This is a genomic window from Aquabacterium humicola (genome assembly GCF_030167915.1).
GTDB lineage: Bacteria > Pseudomonadota > Gammaproteobacteria > Burkholderiales > Burkholderiaceae_C > Pseudaquabacterium > Pseudaquabacterium humicola.
This window is the reverse complement of the sequence record NZ_JARGNB010000008.1, coordinates 53968-67577: the sequence shown is the minus strand read 5'-3', so window position 1 is coordinate 67577 and position 13610 is coordinate 53968. Positions and strand designations below refer to the sequence as shown.

At 70.5% G+C, this 13610-nt stretch carries 15 protein-coding genes; 5 read left to right on the top strand and 10 right to left on the bottom strand.

Annotated features, from left to right (window positions below):
* Positions 1–150: 150 nt before the first annotated feature.
* The 7 genes from P1K89_RS27190 to P1K89_RS27160 all read right to left on the bottom strand — a co-directional run bounded on the left by P1K89_RS27190 (position 151) and on the right by P1K89_RS27160 (position 5167).
* Positions 151–438, bottom strand: a complete 288-nt coding sequence (locus P1K89_RS27190) for a YbeD family protein (RefSeq protein ID WP_284619683.1) — start codon at positions 436–438, stop codon at positions 151–153.
* 14 nt (positions 439–452) lie between these two features.
* Entirely contained in the window at positions 453–1328 is an 876-nt protein-coding gene (locus tag P1K89_RS27185; RefSeq protein ID WP_284619682.1) for a D-amino acid aminotransferase, read from the bottom strand.
* Between the two features lie 106 nt (positions 1329–1434).
* Positions 1435–2586, bottom strand: coding sequence for a D-alanyl-D-alanine carboxypeptidase family protein (locus P1K89_RS27180; protein ID WP_284619681.1), 1152 nt, complete (start codon positions 2584–2586; stop codon positions 1435–1437).
* Positions 2586–3212, bottom strand: coding sequence for an alpha/beta hydrolase (locus tag P1K89_RS27175; RefSeq protein WP_284619680.1), 627 nt, complete (start codon positions 3210–3212; stop codon positions 2586–2588). The genes P1K89_RS27180 and P1K89_RS27175 overlap by 1 nt, the downstream gene beginning before the upstream one ends.
* 15 nt (positions 3213–3227) lie before the next feature.
* Positions 3228–3554 carry a (2Fe-2S) ferredoxin domain-containing protein gene (locus tag P1K89_RS27170; RefSeq protein WP_284619679.1) on the bottom strand — a complete coding sequence of 109 codons (327 nt, stop codon included), beginning with the start codon at positions 3552–3554 and terminating at the stop codon, positions 3228–3230.
* 60 nt (positions 3555–3614) lie between these two features.
* Complete coding sequence (locus P1K89_RS27165; protein WP_284619678.1) at positions 3615–4727, bottom strand: VanZ family protein; 1113 nt, start codon at positions 4725–4727, stop codon at positions 3615–3617.
* Positions 4727–5167, bottom strand: a complete 441-nt coding sequence (locus tag P1K89_RS27160; RefSeq protein ID WP_284619677.1) for a CopD family protein — start codon at positions 5165–5167, stop codon at positions 4727–4729. The genes P1K89_RS27165 and P1K89_RS27160 overlap by 1 nt, the downstream gene beginning before the upstream one ends.
* Positions 5168–5468: 301 nt before the next feature.
* Here P1K89_RS27160 and hemB point away from each other — a divergent pair, with 301 nt between their 5' ends.
* Positions 5469–6473, top strand: coding sequence for a porphobilinogen synthase (gene hemB / locus P1K89_RS27155; protein WP_284619676.1), 1005 nt, complete (start codon positions 5469–5471; stop codon positions 6471–6473).
* Between the two features lie 70 nt (positions 6474–6543).
* Here the strand turns inward: hemB and ybeY are convergent, their stop codons facing one another.
* Together ybeY and P1K89_RS27145 are read right to left on the bottom strand one after the other, a co-directional pair.
* A complete protein-coding gene (ybeY, locus tag P1K89_RS27150; protein ID WP_284619675.1) occupies positions 6544–7017 on the bottom strand; it encodes an rRNA maturation RNase YbeY in 474 nt (157 codons plus the stop codon).
* Entirely contained in the window at positions 7014–7982 is a 969-nt protein-coding gene (locus tag P1K89_RS27145) for a PhoH family protein (protein ID WP_284619674.1), read from the bottom strand. Before P1K89_RS27145 ends, ybeY begins: the two co-directional genes overlap by 4 nt.
* Before the next feature lie 126 nt (positions 7983–8108).
* On the opposite strand from P1K89_RS27145, the gene P1K89_RS27140 reads away from it, so the two are divergent.
* From P1K89_RS27140 to ruvB, 4 genes are all read left to right on the top strand, one after another.
* The gene (locus P1K89_RS27140) at positions 8109–9959 is read left to right on the top strand and encodes a sensor histidine kinase (protein ID WP_284619673.1); all 1851 of its coding nucleotides are present in this window, start codon (positions 8109–8111) and stop codon (positions 9957–9959) included.
* 45 nt (positions 9960–10004) lie between these two features.
* Positions 10005–10652 carry a response regulator gene (locus P1K89_RS27135; RefSeq protein ID WP_284619672.1) on the top strand — a complete coding sequence of 216 codons (648 nt, stop codon included), beginning with the start codon at positions 10005–10007 and terminating at the stop codon, positions 10650–10652.
* Positions 10653–10698: 46 nt separating this feature from the next.
* The gene (gene ruvA / locus P1K89_RS27130; protein WP_284619671.1) at positions 10699–11274 is read left to right on the top strand and encodes a Holliday junction branch migration protein RuvA; all 576 of its coding nucleotides are present in this window, start codon (positions 10699–10701) and stop codon (positions 11272–11274) included.
* 67 nt (positions 11275–11341) lie between these two features.
* Positions 11342–12409 carry a Holliday junction branch migration DNA helicase RuvB gene (gene ruvB / locus P1K89_RS27125; RefSeq protein WP_284619670.1) on the top strand — a complete coding sequence of 356 codons (1068 nt, stop codon included), beginning with the start codon at positions 11342–11344 and terminating at the stop codon, positions 12407–12409.
* Here ruvB and P1K89_RS27120 read toward each other — a convergent pair whose 3' ends face one another.
* Positions 12410–13504 carry a sterol desaturase family protein gene (locus P1K89_RS27120; RefSeq protein ID WP_284619669.1) on the bottom strand — a complete coding sequence of 365 codons (1095 nt, stop codon included), beginning with the start codon at positions 13502–13504 and terminating at the stop codon, positions 12410–12412.
* Positions 13505–13610: the final 106 nt, after the last annotated feature.

The following is a 13610-nucleotide window of genomic DNA, read 5'->3' as shown; positions in this document are numbered from 1 at the left end:
CGGCAGGATCGTCGTCAACAGGCTGGTCAGGCGCATGCGCGGTCTCCGTCGTGTGACTGCCACGCCGCGAAGATCCGGCATGGCCACGACGTCTCGTCTACGCCGGCCCCCGGCCGTCGGATGAATCCCTCTGTTCCAGTCGGGTATCGGCTACAGGACGACCTTGACCATCGGGTGCGTCGACAGCGTGCGGTAGAGCTCGTCGAGCTGCTCGCGGCTGGTCGCGGTGATGGTCAGCGTCACGCCCAGGTACTTGCCGGTGCTGCTGGGTCGGCGCTCGATCGTCGAGGGGTCGAAAGCCGGGTCGAACTGCCGCGCGACGACGACCAGCGCGTCGACGAAGCCCTCGACCTGCGCGCCCATCACCTTGATCGGGAAGGCGCTCGGGTAGGTGATCAGCGACTGTTCCGGCGGAATGTCGGGCGGGATCTCGGGCATCGGCGACAACTTCTTCAGATCGACTGTTCGCGCTTGGCGCGCTGGTAGGCCTCGTACAGGCGGGCGTACACCGGGCCCGGCTTGCCTCGCAGCGCGCCGTGGCCGACCAGCTCGCCGTCGAGCCGGGTCACGGGCAGCACTTCCTTGCTGGCCGAGCTCAGCAGCAGCTCGTCGGCGGCGAAGACATCGGCCTCGGCCAGCGGGCGCAGGTTGTAGGCGATGCCGCACTCCTCGCACAGCTCGGCCAGCAGCCCGACGCGGACGCCTTCGAGCAGGTGCTCGCTCTTCGGTGGCCCCAGCAGCGCGCCCTCGTGCACCACCCAGACGTTGCTGCTGGAGGCCTCGGTCAGCCAGCCGTCGCGAAACAGCACGGTCTCGACCGCGCCATGGTCGGCCGACATCTGGCGCGCCATCACGTTGCCCAGCAGCGAGGTGCTCTTGATGTCGCAGCGCTCCCAGCGGAAGTCGCGCGCCGTCGTGCAGGCGACGCCCTGATGCCGCTGCTCGGCGCTCGGCTGCTTCAGCGGGTTGCTCATCGCGAAGACCGTCGGCGCGAGCCCTTCGAGCATCACGTGGTCGCGCGGAGCGACCCCCCGGGTGACCTGCAGGTAGAGCATCTGGTCGTCCGCCGGATGCGCGGCCACCAGCTCGCGCACCAGCGCCAGCCAGGCCTCGCGCGGGTGAGGGTTGACGATGCGCAGCTTCGAGAGGCTGCGCTCCAGGCGCGCCATGTGGTCGTCGAAGCGGAACAGCCGGCGCCCGTAGGCCGGGAAGGCCTCGTAGACGCCATCGCCGAACAGGAAGCCGCGGTCCAGCACCGAGATCCGCGCGTCGCACAACGGCAGGGTCTGGCCGTTCAGGTGGCAGAGCGTGTCGGGCAGGCTGGGCATCGCGGGCCTTTCGAAGCAGGCTGGCAGTGCAGCTTAGCCCATGCGGGCCCGGCCGCAAGCCGACGTTTGCAGATCGTGAGGCGGGCGGGGGCCGGTCACCGCACCGTCACTTGATCCACAGGCGGATCGAATCCCACGCGCGGCCCAGCAGCCCGGCCTGCTCGACCGGCTCCAGCACCACCAGCGGCACGGCCGCGACCGGCGCACCGCCGGCCGTCGTCACACGCAGCGTGCCGACGCGCTGGCCCTTGGCGAGCGGCGCCACCAGCGGATCGGTGCGCTCGATGCTGGTCTTGAGCTTGTCGCCCTCACCGCGCGGCACGGCCACCGACATGCCGCCGGCCGCGCCGAGGTTCACCGTCGGCGCCGCGCCCTTCCACACCGGCACCGTCGCGGCGGCCTTGCCGCTGTCGAACAGGCGCACGCCGTCCCACGCGGTGTAGCCCCAGTTCAGCAGCTTCTGGCTCTCGCCGGCGCGGGCTTCGCGCGACGCGGTGCCCAGCACCACCGACAGCAGCCGGCGCTTGCCGTTCGGGAACTCGCGCTGCGCGCTGGCCACCAGGCAATAGCCGGCGCTCTCGGTGTAGCCGGTCTTCATGCCGTCGACCGACGGGTCGCGGCCGAGCAGCATGTTGCGGTTGTCCTGCTTGATGTTGTTGAAGCTGTACTGGCGCAGCGAGTAATAGCTCGTGTAGTACTCGGGGAAGTCGCGCAGGATGTGCGCGGCGATGATGCCGATGTCGCGCGCGCTGCTGTAGTGGCCGGCTTCGGTCAGGCCGGTGACGTTCTTGAACTGCGTGTTCTTCAGGCCCCAGGCCTGGGCCTGGCGGTTCATCATCGCGACGAACGTGTCCAGCGAGCCGCCGACGCCCTCGGCCAGCGCCACCGCCGCGTCGTTGCCCGAGACGGCGATCATGCCGCGCAGCAGCTCGTCGACCTTGGGTGTCATCTTCGGGTCGATGAACATCAGCGAACCGCCGCCCTTGCGCTCGGACCACGCGCGCACCGACACCGGCAGCGTCTGCTCCAGCGTCAGCTTCTTGGCCTTCAGCGCGTCGAAGACCAGCCAGGCGGTCATCAGCTTGGTCAGCGACGCCGGGTCGACCTGCACGTCGGCCTGGCGTTCGGCGAGCACCTGGTCGCTGCCGACGTCCAGCAGCACGAAGTTGCGGGCGGCCACCTCGGGCGGCGGCGGCAGCTGGGCCCAGGCGGAGACCATGCCGGCACAGGCCAGCACGAAAGCAAACAGTCTTTTCATCAGGAGCGGGGTTGATGCCAGGCCTGCACGACCTGGCTTTTCAGCAGCGTCAGCTGCCCGTGGAAGAAATGGCCGACACCCGGCAGCACGATCACCGGCAGTGCCTGCGGCCGCGCCCAGTCGAGCGTCGCGGCCAGCGGCACCACGTCGTCGGCCTCGCCGTGGATCACGACAGTGTCGCTCGGCACCGGCGGCAGAGCGAAACGGCTGGTAGCCGGGCCGACGAGCACCAGGCGCTCGATCGGCGCCTCGGCGGCGAGGCGCGCGGCGGCATGCGCCGCGACGTAGCCGCCGAACGAGAAGCCGCCCAGCGCCAGCGGCAGCGCCGCATCGCGCTGATGGGCGATCACCGCCAGCGCGTCGTCGATCTCGCCGCGGCCCTCGTCCCAGGTGCCGGTGGACCCGCCGACGCCGCGGAAGTTGAAGCGCACCGCGCGGTAGCCCAGTTGCACGAAAGCGCGGGCCAGCATCTGCACGACCTTGTTGTCCATCGTGCCGCCGTGCTGCGGATGCGGATGGCACAACACGGCGACGCCGCGCAGCGTGGCGCCGGCGGGTTCGTCGATCGCGAGCTCGATCGTGCCGGCGGGGCCGGCGATCTGCAGGCGGCGGGTCTCGCGGTTCATCGGTCGCCGCGGATGTCAGCGGCCGACGTTCGGCGGCAGCACGAGGCGCTCGACGACCTGGCCCTTCTTCAGGTGCGACTCGACGATCTCGTCGATGTCGTGCTGGTCGACGTAGGTGTACCAGACCGCTTCCGGGTAGACGACAGCCACCGGCCCGCCGGCGCAGCGGTCCAGGCAGCCGGCCTTGTTGATGCGCACGCCACCCGGCCCGGCCAAGCCCTCGGCCTTCACGCGCTTCTTGCAGTGGTCGAAGGCCGACTGCGCGTCGTGGTCGGCGCAGCAGGCCTCGCCGTTGTCCCGCTTGTTCAGGCAGAAGAAGACGTGGTGCTGGTAGTAGCTCATCGGGCCGGATTGTAGGGAGTGCGGGTTAACCAGAAGCCAGAATCCCCCGGCGTCGGCGTCTCAGGCACTGCGGCCGAGCCGCACCAGCAGCCAGGCCATCGCGGCATAGGGCCACAACCAGCCCACCCAGCGCGCGAGGCCGTGGAAGCGGATGAAGCGGCCCTGCTCCCAGCCCTGCAGGCTCTGCGCGAAGTACGGGTCGGTCGGCGCCTGGTGCACCAAAACCACCAGTCCGGTCATCGCCACCAGCGCCAGTCCGGCCGCGAGCCGAGGGCTGATCCAGCTGAGGCCCAGCGCGAGGGCGGCGCCCACGCCGAGCGCCGTCAGCGCACCCGGGGTCGACCAGGCGAAGGCGTGGTCCGGGCCGAAGTTCAGCGCGGTCGACAAGGTCGTCGCCGCCAGCGCCACCAGCGGTGCCCCCACGGCCAGGCCGATGCGCCGCCATTGCGACGGCGCCACGGTGTAGGCCACCAGGCACGGCGCCAGCAGGCCGAGCACCGTGGTCAGCCCTTCGGCAAAGCGCGACAGCGGCCGCGCCGCGCTGCTCGGCGACTCCAGCCAGGCCAGCGCCGCTTCGGCCCACGCCACGTCCTTCACCGCGGCCAGGGCCCATTCCTGCAGCAGCCCGCCCACCTGGCCCAGCCCCAGCGGCATCGGCGTCGGGAACAGCAGCGCCACCGGCCACAACATCAGGAGCACCGCGGCGCTGCTGCCGCGATCGCCGAGCCAGCGGTTGTGCAGGCGTTGCCAGCGCGTCGGCAGCCCCGCGGCGAACATCGCCTGCGCCAGCAGCGCGCCGAAGGCGGCCCCTGCGCTGTTGAGCACCCAGTCCATCAGCGACGGCACGCGCTGCGGCAGCAGCTGCTGCGTCACTTCGAGACCGTAGGACAGCAGCATGCCGGCACCGGCACCGAACGCGAACGCCGCCGCACGGCCGCGCCCGTCGCGCAGCGACGCCAGCGCCAGCAGCAGCCCGATCGGCAGGTAGCCCAAGCCGTTGGCGACGACGTCGAAGCCGCCCCACCAGCGCGGCCAATGCAGCGTCAGCAGGTCGCCGAGCGACGCGCCCGGCGGGAAGCGCCAGCCCTCGAAGGGAAACAGCGTGGCGTAGACGACCAGCGCGATCCACAGGCCGGCCAGCGGCCGGGCGGCGGCGCGCGGCGCAGGCGGCATCAGAAGGGCTTGACGACCACCAGCACGATGATCGCCGAGAACAGCAGCACGCTGGTCTCGTTGAAGACGCGGTACCAGCGCTCGCTGCGGCGGTTCGCCGACTGCTCAAAGCGGCGCAGCAAGACACCGCAGACATGGTGGTAGCCGACGACGGCGACCACCAGCGCCAGCTTGGCATGCATCCAGTACTGGCCCGGACCGCGGCCGATGCCGTAGTACAGCCACAGCACGAGGCCCAGCGTCAGGCCGATGCCCATCAGGATGTTCGCGAAGCGGTACAGCTTGCGGGCCATCAGCAGCAGCCGTTCGCGTTCGGCATGGCTGTCCGGCGGCACCTGCGCCAGGTTGACGAAGATGCGCGGCAGGTAGAACAGCCCGGCGAACCAGGCGGCGATGAAGACGATGTGAAAAGCCTTGACCCAGAGGACGATGCTGCTCATCCGGGGCATTATCCGGGGCTGGTCCGCGGGGCTCGAAAAAAAGAACCCCGGCCACGGGCCGGGGTCGCAAGCCTTAACGCTGTCATCACGGTAAGGCACCTGCTCAGGGAGGAAAAGCAGGGAACGACCGCCTTGCGACGTATCATTCGCTGTCAATATTAGCATATCGGTCCAGTTTTCAAGCAGGCGGGCGCTAGGGCAAACGAGGATTTGTTCGCTTTCGGACGGTCCTTGACAGTTCTGTGACCACTTGTTTCGGGGGTTGGACCGCCTCACTCGCGACCTCTGGAGCCCCGAGCCGATGCGCACCCCGCCGCCCTTCCCCGCCAGCCGGCCGCGCCGCCTGCGCCGCGATGCCTTCACCCGTGACCTGGTGCGGGAAAACCGCCTGCATGCGTCCGACCTGATCTACCCGGTCTTCGTGCTCGACGGCCGCGACCAGGTGCAGGACGTCGCCAGCATGCCCGGCGTGCAGCGGCTGACGCTCGACCGCCTGCTGCCGCTGGCCGAACAATGCGTCGCGCTGGGCGTGCCGGTGATGGCGCTGTTTCCGGTGCTCGACCCCTCGCTGAAGACGCCGGACGGCCGCGAGGCAACCAACCCGGACGGCCTGGTGCCCCGCGTGGTGCGCGCGCTCAAGGAGCGCTTCCCGACGCTCGGCGTGATGACCGACGTGGCGCTCGACCCCTTCACCTCGCACGGCCAGGACGGCCTGCTGGACGACACCGGCTACATCCTCAACGACGAGACGGTGGCGGTGCTGCGCGCGCAGGCGCTGGTGCAGGCCGAGGCCGGCGTCGACATCGTCGCGCCCAGCGACATGATGGACGGCCGCATCGGCGCGATCCGCTCGGCGCTGGAGGAAGCCGGCCGCATCCACACCCGCATCATGGCCTACAGCGCGAAGTACGCGTCGGCCTTCTACGGGCCGTTCCGCGACGCGGTCGGCTCGAAGGCCAACCTCGGCAAGAGCGACAAGAAGGTCTACCAGATGGACCCCGGCAACAGCGACGAGGCGCTGCGCGAGGTGGCGCTGGACATCGCCGAAGGCGCCGACATGGTGATGGTCAAGCCGGGCATGCCGTACCTGGACATCGTGCGCCGGGTCAAGGATCAGTTCCGCGTGCCGACCTTCGCCTACCAGGTCAGCGGCGAGTACGCGATGCTCAAGGCCGCCGCCGCCAACGGCTGGCTCGACCACGACGCGGTGATGATGGAGTCGCTGCTGGCGTTCAAGCGCGCCGGGGCCGACGGCGTGCTGACCTACTTCGCGCTGGACGCAGCGCGCAAGCTGCAGAAAGCCTGAACGGCGGTGACCCGCCGGGCGGGATCAACGCCGGGCCTGCCCGGGTCCGCCCGGGTCCGCGCGGGTCCATTCACCGCCGCCCCGCGTAGGGTTCGTGCAGCCCGAGGCCGTGCAGCAGCGCGGACTCGCGCGCTTCCATCACCTCGGCCTCGTCGTCGGCCTCGTGGTCGTAGCCCTGCGCATGCAGCGCACCGTGCACCAGCAGGTGCGCGTAGTGCGCGGCGATGTCGATGCCGAGCTCGGCCGCCTCGGCCTCGACCACCGGTGCGGCGATCACCAGGTCGGCGATGACCACCGGTTCCTGCGCGTAGTCGAAGGTCAGCACGTTGGTCGGATAGTCCTTGCCGCGGAACTCGCGGTTCAGCGCGCGGCCCTCGTCGGCATCGACGATGCGCACGGTCAGCTCCGCCGGCGCTTCCAGCGCCGCGCGCAGCCAGCGCACGACCTTGTGGCGCGGCAGCAGCGCGCGGTGGCGCGCATCGGCAAACTGCAGCGACAGCGACAGCGCCGGCGCCGCGGCGGCCGCGCTCCGGCGCGCCGTCATGCCGGCGAAGCCTTCTTCTGCTTCGCCGCGTCGTAGGCCTCGACGATGCGCGCGACCAGCGGGTGGCGCACGACGTCGGCGGCGGTGAAGCGGCTGATGGCGATGCCGCGCACGCCGTCGAGCACACGCTCGGCATCGATCAGGCCGCTGGCCGTGCCGCGCGGCAGGTCGACCTGGCTGACGTCGCCGGTGATCACCGCGCGCGAGCCGAAGCCGATGCGCGTCAGGAACATCTTCATCTGCTCGGGCGTCGTGTTCTGCGCCTCGTCGAGGATCACGAACGAGTGGTTCAGCGTGCGCCCGCGCATGAAGGCCAGCGGCGCGATCTCCAGCGCGCCCTTCTCGAAGGCACTGGTCACGCGATCGAAGCCCATCAGGTCGTACAGCGCGTCGTACAGCGGCCGCAGGTAGGGGTCGACTTTCTGCGCCAGGTCGCCGGGCAGGAAGCCCAGGCGCTCGCCGGCCTCGACGGCCGGGCGCGTCAGCACGATGCGCTGCACCGCGCTGCGCTCGAGCGCATCGACCGCGCAGGCCACCGCGAGGTAGGTCTTGCCGGTGCCGGCCGGCCCGATGCCGAAGCTGACGTCGTGCTCGAGGATATTGTGCAGGTAGCGCACCTGGTTCGGCGTGCGGCCGCGCAGGTCGGCCCGCCGGGTGTGCAGCACGATCTCGCGCTCGCGCGGGCCGCCGGCGGCGGCGACCTCGCCGGCCACCCGCGCCTCGACCAGCGCCAGCTGCAGCGCCTCGGCCGCGATCGGCCGGGCCGCGCGCTCGTAGAGCGACTGCAGCAGCGCCAGCGCGCGTTCGGCCGCGGGGCGTTCGCCCTCGATCGCGAAGTGCGCCTCGCGGCGGGTGACGCGCACGTCGAGCGCGATCTCGATCGTGCGCAGGTGCTCGTCGAGCGCACCGCACAGGTTGGCGAGGAAGGTGTTGTCGACCGGTTCGAAGTGGTGGCGAAGAATCACGCGAGGCCCATGCAAAACTGCCCGGATTGTCCGCTCTCCCGGGGCAGGCCGCGTGCCGGCCCGCACGGCCCGCTCCGGCAGAATCGCGCGCCTATGCCGAAGTCCCCGAGCGCCTGGCCCCGTGCCGTGGTCCGCCTGCTCCCGTGGCTGCTGTGGCTCGGCCTGCTCGGTGCACTGGGCCCGGCCCAGGCCCAGACGCTGGTCTTCCGCCACGCGCTGACGCTGGAGCTGAAGCCTGGCGTCACGCCCGACTGGACCCTGGCGCGCAGCATCGCGCTGCCCGACGACTGGGCCGCGAGCCGTCCGCGCTTCAGCGGCACCGCGGCCTACCGGGTGCTGTTCGACGCCGAGTCCTCGGTGGGGACCAACGCCTTGTTCGCCATCTACGTCGAACGCGCCTGCAGCGCGCTCGAGGTGCATGTCAACGGCCAGCTCGCCTACCGCGGCGGCCAGATGACCGAGCCGGTCTCGCGCAACTGCCAGCGTCCGCAGCTGGTGCCGCTGCCGTCGGCGCTGCTGCAGGCCCAGGGCAATGTGCTGGAGCTGCGGGTGCGCGGCTTCGCGCTCGACGAAGTCGGCTCGCGCCAGCGGGCCGGCGGTCTGTCGCCGATCGAGCTCGGCGCCCACGACGCCCTCGCGCAGCGTCACCGCTGGCGCACGGCCTTCGCGATCCGCCTGCCCGAGGTGGTCAGCGGCACGCTCGCGCTGATGGGCCTGGGCCTGTTCGTGATGGGCTGGCTGAACCGGCGCCAGAGCTACCTCGCCTACTTCGGCGCGCTGATGGTCGGCTGGGCCCTCGCGCTGTCGCGGTTGTGGCTGACCGAGCTGCCTTGGCCGCATGCCACCAGCGAGCTGCTGCTGGCCGTGCTGATGAGCGTGACCACCTGGGCGGCGGTGCAGTTCCTGCTGCGTTACGCCGGCCGCCGCATCCGCTGGCTGGACATCGGGTTGCCGGCGCAGGGCGCGCTGATGGTGGTCAGCCTGCTGGTGGCCGGGCCGCAGCGGCTGTACCCGGTCGCCAGCGTCTGGTTTGCGCTGCTGTCGCTGGAGATCGGCGTCGCCGCGGCCTACTACCTGCTGGACACGCACCGCCGGCGCCAGCGCCAGCTCTGGCTGATGGGCCCGCTGCTGGGCATCGTCGGCGTCGCGCTGGCCACCGAGTTCCTCGCGCAGCAGACGCGGCTGGACGTGCGCATCGGCTACGTCGCGCAGCTGGTGCCGTCGCTGATCTTCATGGCGCTGGGCCTGCGGCTGGTGCAGCAGTACGGCCGCGCGCTCGAGTCGGCCGAGCAGGGCCGCGCCGAGCTCGAGGTGCGCATCCGCGAGGCCACCGCGCAGATCGAGCGCAACTTCGCGCAGCTGTCGGAGCTGAAGGTCGAGCAGGTGACCGACCGCGAGCGCAAGCGCATCGCCGCCGACCTGCACGACGACCTCGGCGCCAAGCTGCTGACCATCGTGCACACCAGCGACAACGAACGCATCTCGACGCTGGCGCGCGAGGCGCTCGAGGAAATGCGGCTGTCGGTGCGGGGCCTCACCGGCAAGCCGGTGCGGCTGGCCGATGCGCTGGGCGACTGGCGCGCCGAGGTGATGTCGCGGCTGACGCAATCGGGCGTCGAGGGCGAATGGAGCGCGCCGTCGGACGACGACGTGCCCGGCACGCTGTCCGCGCGCGCCTACGTGCAGACCACACGCATCCTGCGCGAGGCGGTCAGCAACATCATCAAGCACAGCGGCGCGTCGCGCTGCTCGGTGCGCTGCACGATCGCCGAGGGCGACTTCCAGCTGGTGATCCAGGACAACGGCAACGGCATTCCGCTGGAGCTCGACGGCCGGCTGGACAAGGGCCACGGCATGGCCAGCATGAAGGGCCGCGCGAAGCAGCTGCAGGGCCAGTGCCTCGTCGAATCGGGTCCCGGCTACGGAACCGTGATACGTCTCACGCTGCCGCTCGATCGGCATGTCACCGCGACGTAAGCGACTGCTACGATCGCGCCGCCCCTGCTGCCGGTGCCTCCCGCGATGAATCACATCCTGCTGCTCGAAGACCTGCACGAGATCCGCGCATGGCTGCGCAGCCTCGTGCTGCAGGTGTTCCCCGCCGCGCAGATCACCGAGTGTTCGCGCGTGCACGATGCGCTGGCGCATGTCGCGGCGATGAAGTTCGACCTCGCGCTGATCGACCTCGGCCTGCCGGACGGCTCGGGCACCGACGTGGTCGCCGCACTGCGCGATGCACAACCGGACGCGCAATCGGTCGTCGTCACCATCCACGACGACGACGAACACCTCTTTCCGGCGCTGCAGGCCGGCGCCTACGGCTACATCCTGAAGGAGCAGTCGCGCGAGCTGATCACCGAGCAGCTGCAGCGCATCAGCCAGGGCGAACCGCCACTGTCGCCGTCGATCGCGCGCAAGGTCATCAAGTACTTCGCGTCGATGGCCAAGCCGCAGGCGTCGGCGATGCCGGACGTCTCGCTGACCGAGCGCGAGAGCGAAGTGCTGCTGCGCGTGGCCAAGGGCTTCACGCTGCCGGAGATCGGCGTGCAGCTGGGGCTGTCGCGCCACACGATCGCCGACTACGTCAAGCAGATCTACCGCAAGCTCAACGTGAGCTCGCGCGCCGAGGCGGCGCTGGAGGCGCAGCGCCTCGGGCTCTTCCGTCGCTGAAGACCCGCCCGCGTCCGCCGCGGGCGCGCTCCGATAATCGCCGCCCATGATTGGTCGGCTCACCGGCATCCTGGCGGAAAAGGCCCCGCCGCAAGTCCTGATCGACGTCAACGGCGTCGGCTACGAAGTCGACGTGCCGATGTCGAGCTTCTTCAACCTGCCCTCGCTCGGCGAGCGCACGACGCTGCTGACGCACTTCGTCGTGCGCGAGGACGCGCAGCTGCTGTACGGCTTCCTGACGCATGAAGAGCGCAGCACCTTCCGGCAGCTGATCCGCATCTCCGGCATCGGGCCGCGCACCGCGCTGTCGATCCTCTCGGGGCTGTCGGTGGCCGAGCTCAGCCAGGCCGTGACGCAGCAGCAGGCCGGCCGGCTGGTCAAGGTGCCGGGCATCGGCAAGAAGACCGCCGAACGCCTGCTGCTGGAGTTGAAGGGCAAGCTCGGCCCCGAGCTCGCCGCGCCGGGGGCGGCGGTGACCAGCGACGCGCAGGTCGACATCGTGCAGGCGCTGATCGCGCTGGGCTACAACGAACGCGAGGCGGCCGCGGCGCTGAAGGCGCTGCCGGCGGACGTCGGCGTCGCCGAGGGCATCAAGCTGGCGCTGAAGGCGTTGTCGAAGTAGACGCCGCCAAGGTGACGCGGGTCGGCCCGGGTGGCCGCCGCGCCCCGCGGCGAGCGACAATCGCTGTATGGGCATACAGACCGATCACTTCGAAGCCGCCCCGCCGCTGCCGCGCGTCGTCGCCGCCGCGCGCCAGTCGCCGCAGGAAGAAGCGCTCGAACGCGCGCTGCGGCCCAAGCTGCTGCAGGACTACATCGGCCAGGTCAAGGCGCGCGAGCAGCTGGAGATCTTCATCGGCGCCGCGAAGAAGCGCAGCGAGGCGATGGACCACGTGCTGCTGTTCGGCCCGCCCGGCCTCGGCAAGACGACGCTGTCGCACATCATCGCCGCCGAGCTCGGCGTCGGCCTGCGCCAGACCTCCGGCCCGGTGCTCGAGAAGCCGAAGGACCTGGCGGCGATGCTGACCAACCTCGAGAAGAACGACGTGCTGTTCATCGACGAGATCCACCGGCTGTCGCCGGTCGTCGAGGAGATCCTGTACCCGGCACTCGAGGACTACCAGATCGACATCATGATCGGCGAAGGCCCGGCGGCGCGCTCGATCAAGCTCGACCTGCAGCCCTTCACGCTGGTCGGCGCGACCACCCGCGCCGGCATGCTGACCAACCCGCTGCGCGACCGCTTCGGCATCGTCGCGCGGCTGGAGTTCTACACGCCGGCCGAGCTCGGCACCATCGTCAAGCGCTCGGCCGGGCTGCTGAACGTGCCGATCCAGGCCGAAGGCGCGTTCGAGATCGCACGCCGCTCGCGCGGCACGCCACGCATCGCGAACCGGCTGCTGCGCCGGGTGCGCGACTACGCCGACGTCAAGGGCGAGGGCGTGATCACGCGGCCGATCGCCGACAAGGCGCTGGCGATGCTCGACGTCGACGCCCAAGGCTTCGACCTGATGGACCGCAAGCTGCTGGAGGCGGTGGTGCACCGCTTCGACGGCGGGCCGGTCGGGCTGGACAACGTGGCCGCGGCGATCGGCGAGGAGCCGGGCACGATCGAGGACGTCATCGAGCCCTACCTCATCATGCAGGGCTTCCTGCAGCGCACGCCACGCGGCCGCATCGCGACGCTGGCCGCGTACAAGCACCTGGGGCTCGCGCCGCCGCGTGCCGGCGCCGGAGCGAGCGGCGAGCTGTTCTGATCAGGCGGCCGCGGCCCGCGCCGGCGCACCCGCCCGGCCGCTGCCGAGCCAGCCGACCAGACTCATGCCCGCCAGCAGCCCGGCGAAGGCCAGCAGCTGCGTCGACAGCGCCAGCGTGTGCGCATGCCACAGCAGCAGCACGGTGCCGCCCAGCATGCCGACGAACAGCAGCGCCGACACCGCCTTGGCCAGCGGCGACGCCGGCGGATCGAAGCGCTGCACCGCGCGCAGGTCGAACGGCGGTTTCGGATAACGCCGCTGCAGATCGGCCGGCCGCCAGCCCGGCGGCATGAACCAGAGCCTGACCTTGTCCGCCCAGCGCTCGGCGCGCCAGCTGTCCAGCGCCAGCGCGGCATAGACCTCGAGGTTGGCCCACAGCGGGTTCCAGCTGCGCAGCGGCGAACGCGTGCCGTAGACGCAGGGTTCGTCCTCGCGCTCGTCGCGGAAGGTGCCGAAGAGCCGGTCCCACAGGATCAGGATGCCGCCGTAGTTCTTGTCGACGTACGGGTCATTCACCGCGTGGTGCACGCGGTGGTTCGACGGCGAGCAGAAGACGCGGTCGAACCAGCCGAGGCGGCCGATCTGCTGGGTATGCACCCAGTACTGGTACAGCAGGTCGATCAGCGCGACGACGCCGAAGACCAGCGGCGGGAAGCCCAGCAACGCCATCGGCAGGTAGAACAGCCAGCCGGCGACCCAGTCGGTCGAGGTCTGGCGCAGCGCGGTCGACAGGTTGTAGTCCTCGCTCTGATGGTGCACCACGTGAGCGGCCCACATCAGCGCCACCGTGTGGCCGAAGCGGTGCTTCCAGTAATAGAGGAAGTCGTACAGCAGCAGCCCGCTGAGCCACACCCACGGCGCATCCGTGGGCAGCTTCACGAGCGCCAGCCGGTCGAACAGCATCGTGTAGAGGCCGATCATCAAGAGCTTGGTGAACAGGCCGACAACCTGGCTGAGCATGCCCAGTCCGATGCTGGCCATCGCGTCGTGCAGCCGGTAGGTGTTGCGGCGGCGGGCCAGGCCGACCACCCACTCCAGCGCGATCAGCGCCAGGAAGACCGGTGTGGCCAGCACGATGATCTGGGCGTCTTTCATGGCGGTATTTTCGCCATCGCCCGCTGACCGTTCGCAGGACATTCCCGAACGGGTCCGGCAGCGCCCGGGCCGGGCCATGGGTCGCCCGGCCGCCGTTCGAATGCAT

Excerpts from the sequence above, each read along its gene's own strand:
- P1K89_RS27190 (WP_284619683.1), bottom strand. The coding sequence starts at position 438 with ATGCCCGAGATCCCGCCCGACATTCCGCCGGAACAGTCGCTGATCACC.
- P1K89_RS27185 (WP_284619682.1), bottom strand. The coding sequence starts at position 1,328 with ATGCCCAGCCTGCCCGACACGCTCTGCCACCTGAACGGCCAGACCCTG.
- P1K89_RS27180 (WP_284619681.1), bottom strand. The coding sequence starts at position 2,586 with ATGAAAAGACTGTTTGCTTTCGTGCTGGCCTGTGCCGGCATGGTCTCC.
- P1K89_RS27175 (WP_284619680.1), bottom strand. The coding sequence starts at position 3,212 with ATGAACCGCGAGACCCGCCGCCTGCAGATCGCCGGCCCCGCCGGCACG.
- P1K89_RS27170 (WP_284619679.1), bottom strand. The coding sequence starts at position 3,554 with ATGAGCTACTACCAGCACCACGTCTTCTTCTGCCTGAACAAGCGGGAC.
- P1K89_RS27165 (WP_284619678.1), bottom strand. The coding sequence starts at position 4,727 with ATGCCGCCTGCGCCGCGCGCCGCCGCCCGGCCGCTGGCCGGCCTGTGG.
- P1K89_RS27160 (WP_284619677.1), bottom strand. The coding sequence starts at position 5,167 with ATGAGCAGCATCGTCCTCTGGGTCAAGGCTTTTCACATCGTCTTCATC.
- hemB (WP_284619676.1), top strand. The coding sequence starts at position 5,469 with ATGCGCACCCCGCCGCCCTTCCCCGCCAGCCGGCCGCGCCGCCTGCGC.
- ybeY (WP_284619675.1), bottom strand. The coding sequence starts at position 7,017 with ATGACGGCGCGCCGGAGCGCGGCCGCCGCGGCGCCGGCGCTGTCGCTG.
- P1K89_RS27135 (WP_284619672.1), top strand. The coding sequence starts at position 10,005 with ATGAATCACATCCTGCTGCTCGAAGACCTGCACGAGATCCGCGCATGG.
- ruvA (WP_284619671.1), top strand. The coding sequence starts at position 10,699 with ATGATTGGTCGGCTCACCGGCATCCTGGCGGAAAAGGCCCCGCCGCAA.
- ruvB (WP_284619670.1), top strand. The coding sequence starts at position 11,342 with ATGGGCATACAGACCGATCACTTCGAAGCCGCCCCGCCGCTGCCGCGC.
- P1K89_RS27120 (WP_284619669.1), bottom strand. The coding sequence starts at position 13,504 with ATGAAAGACGCCCAGATCATCGTGCTGGCCACACCGGTCTTCCTGGCG.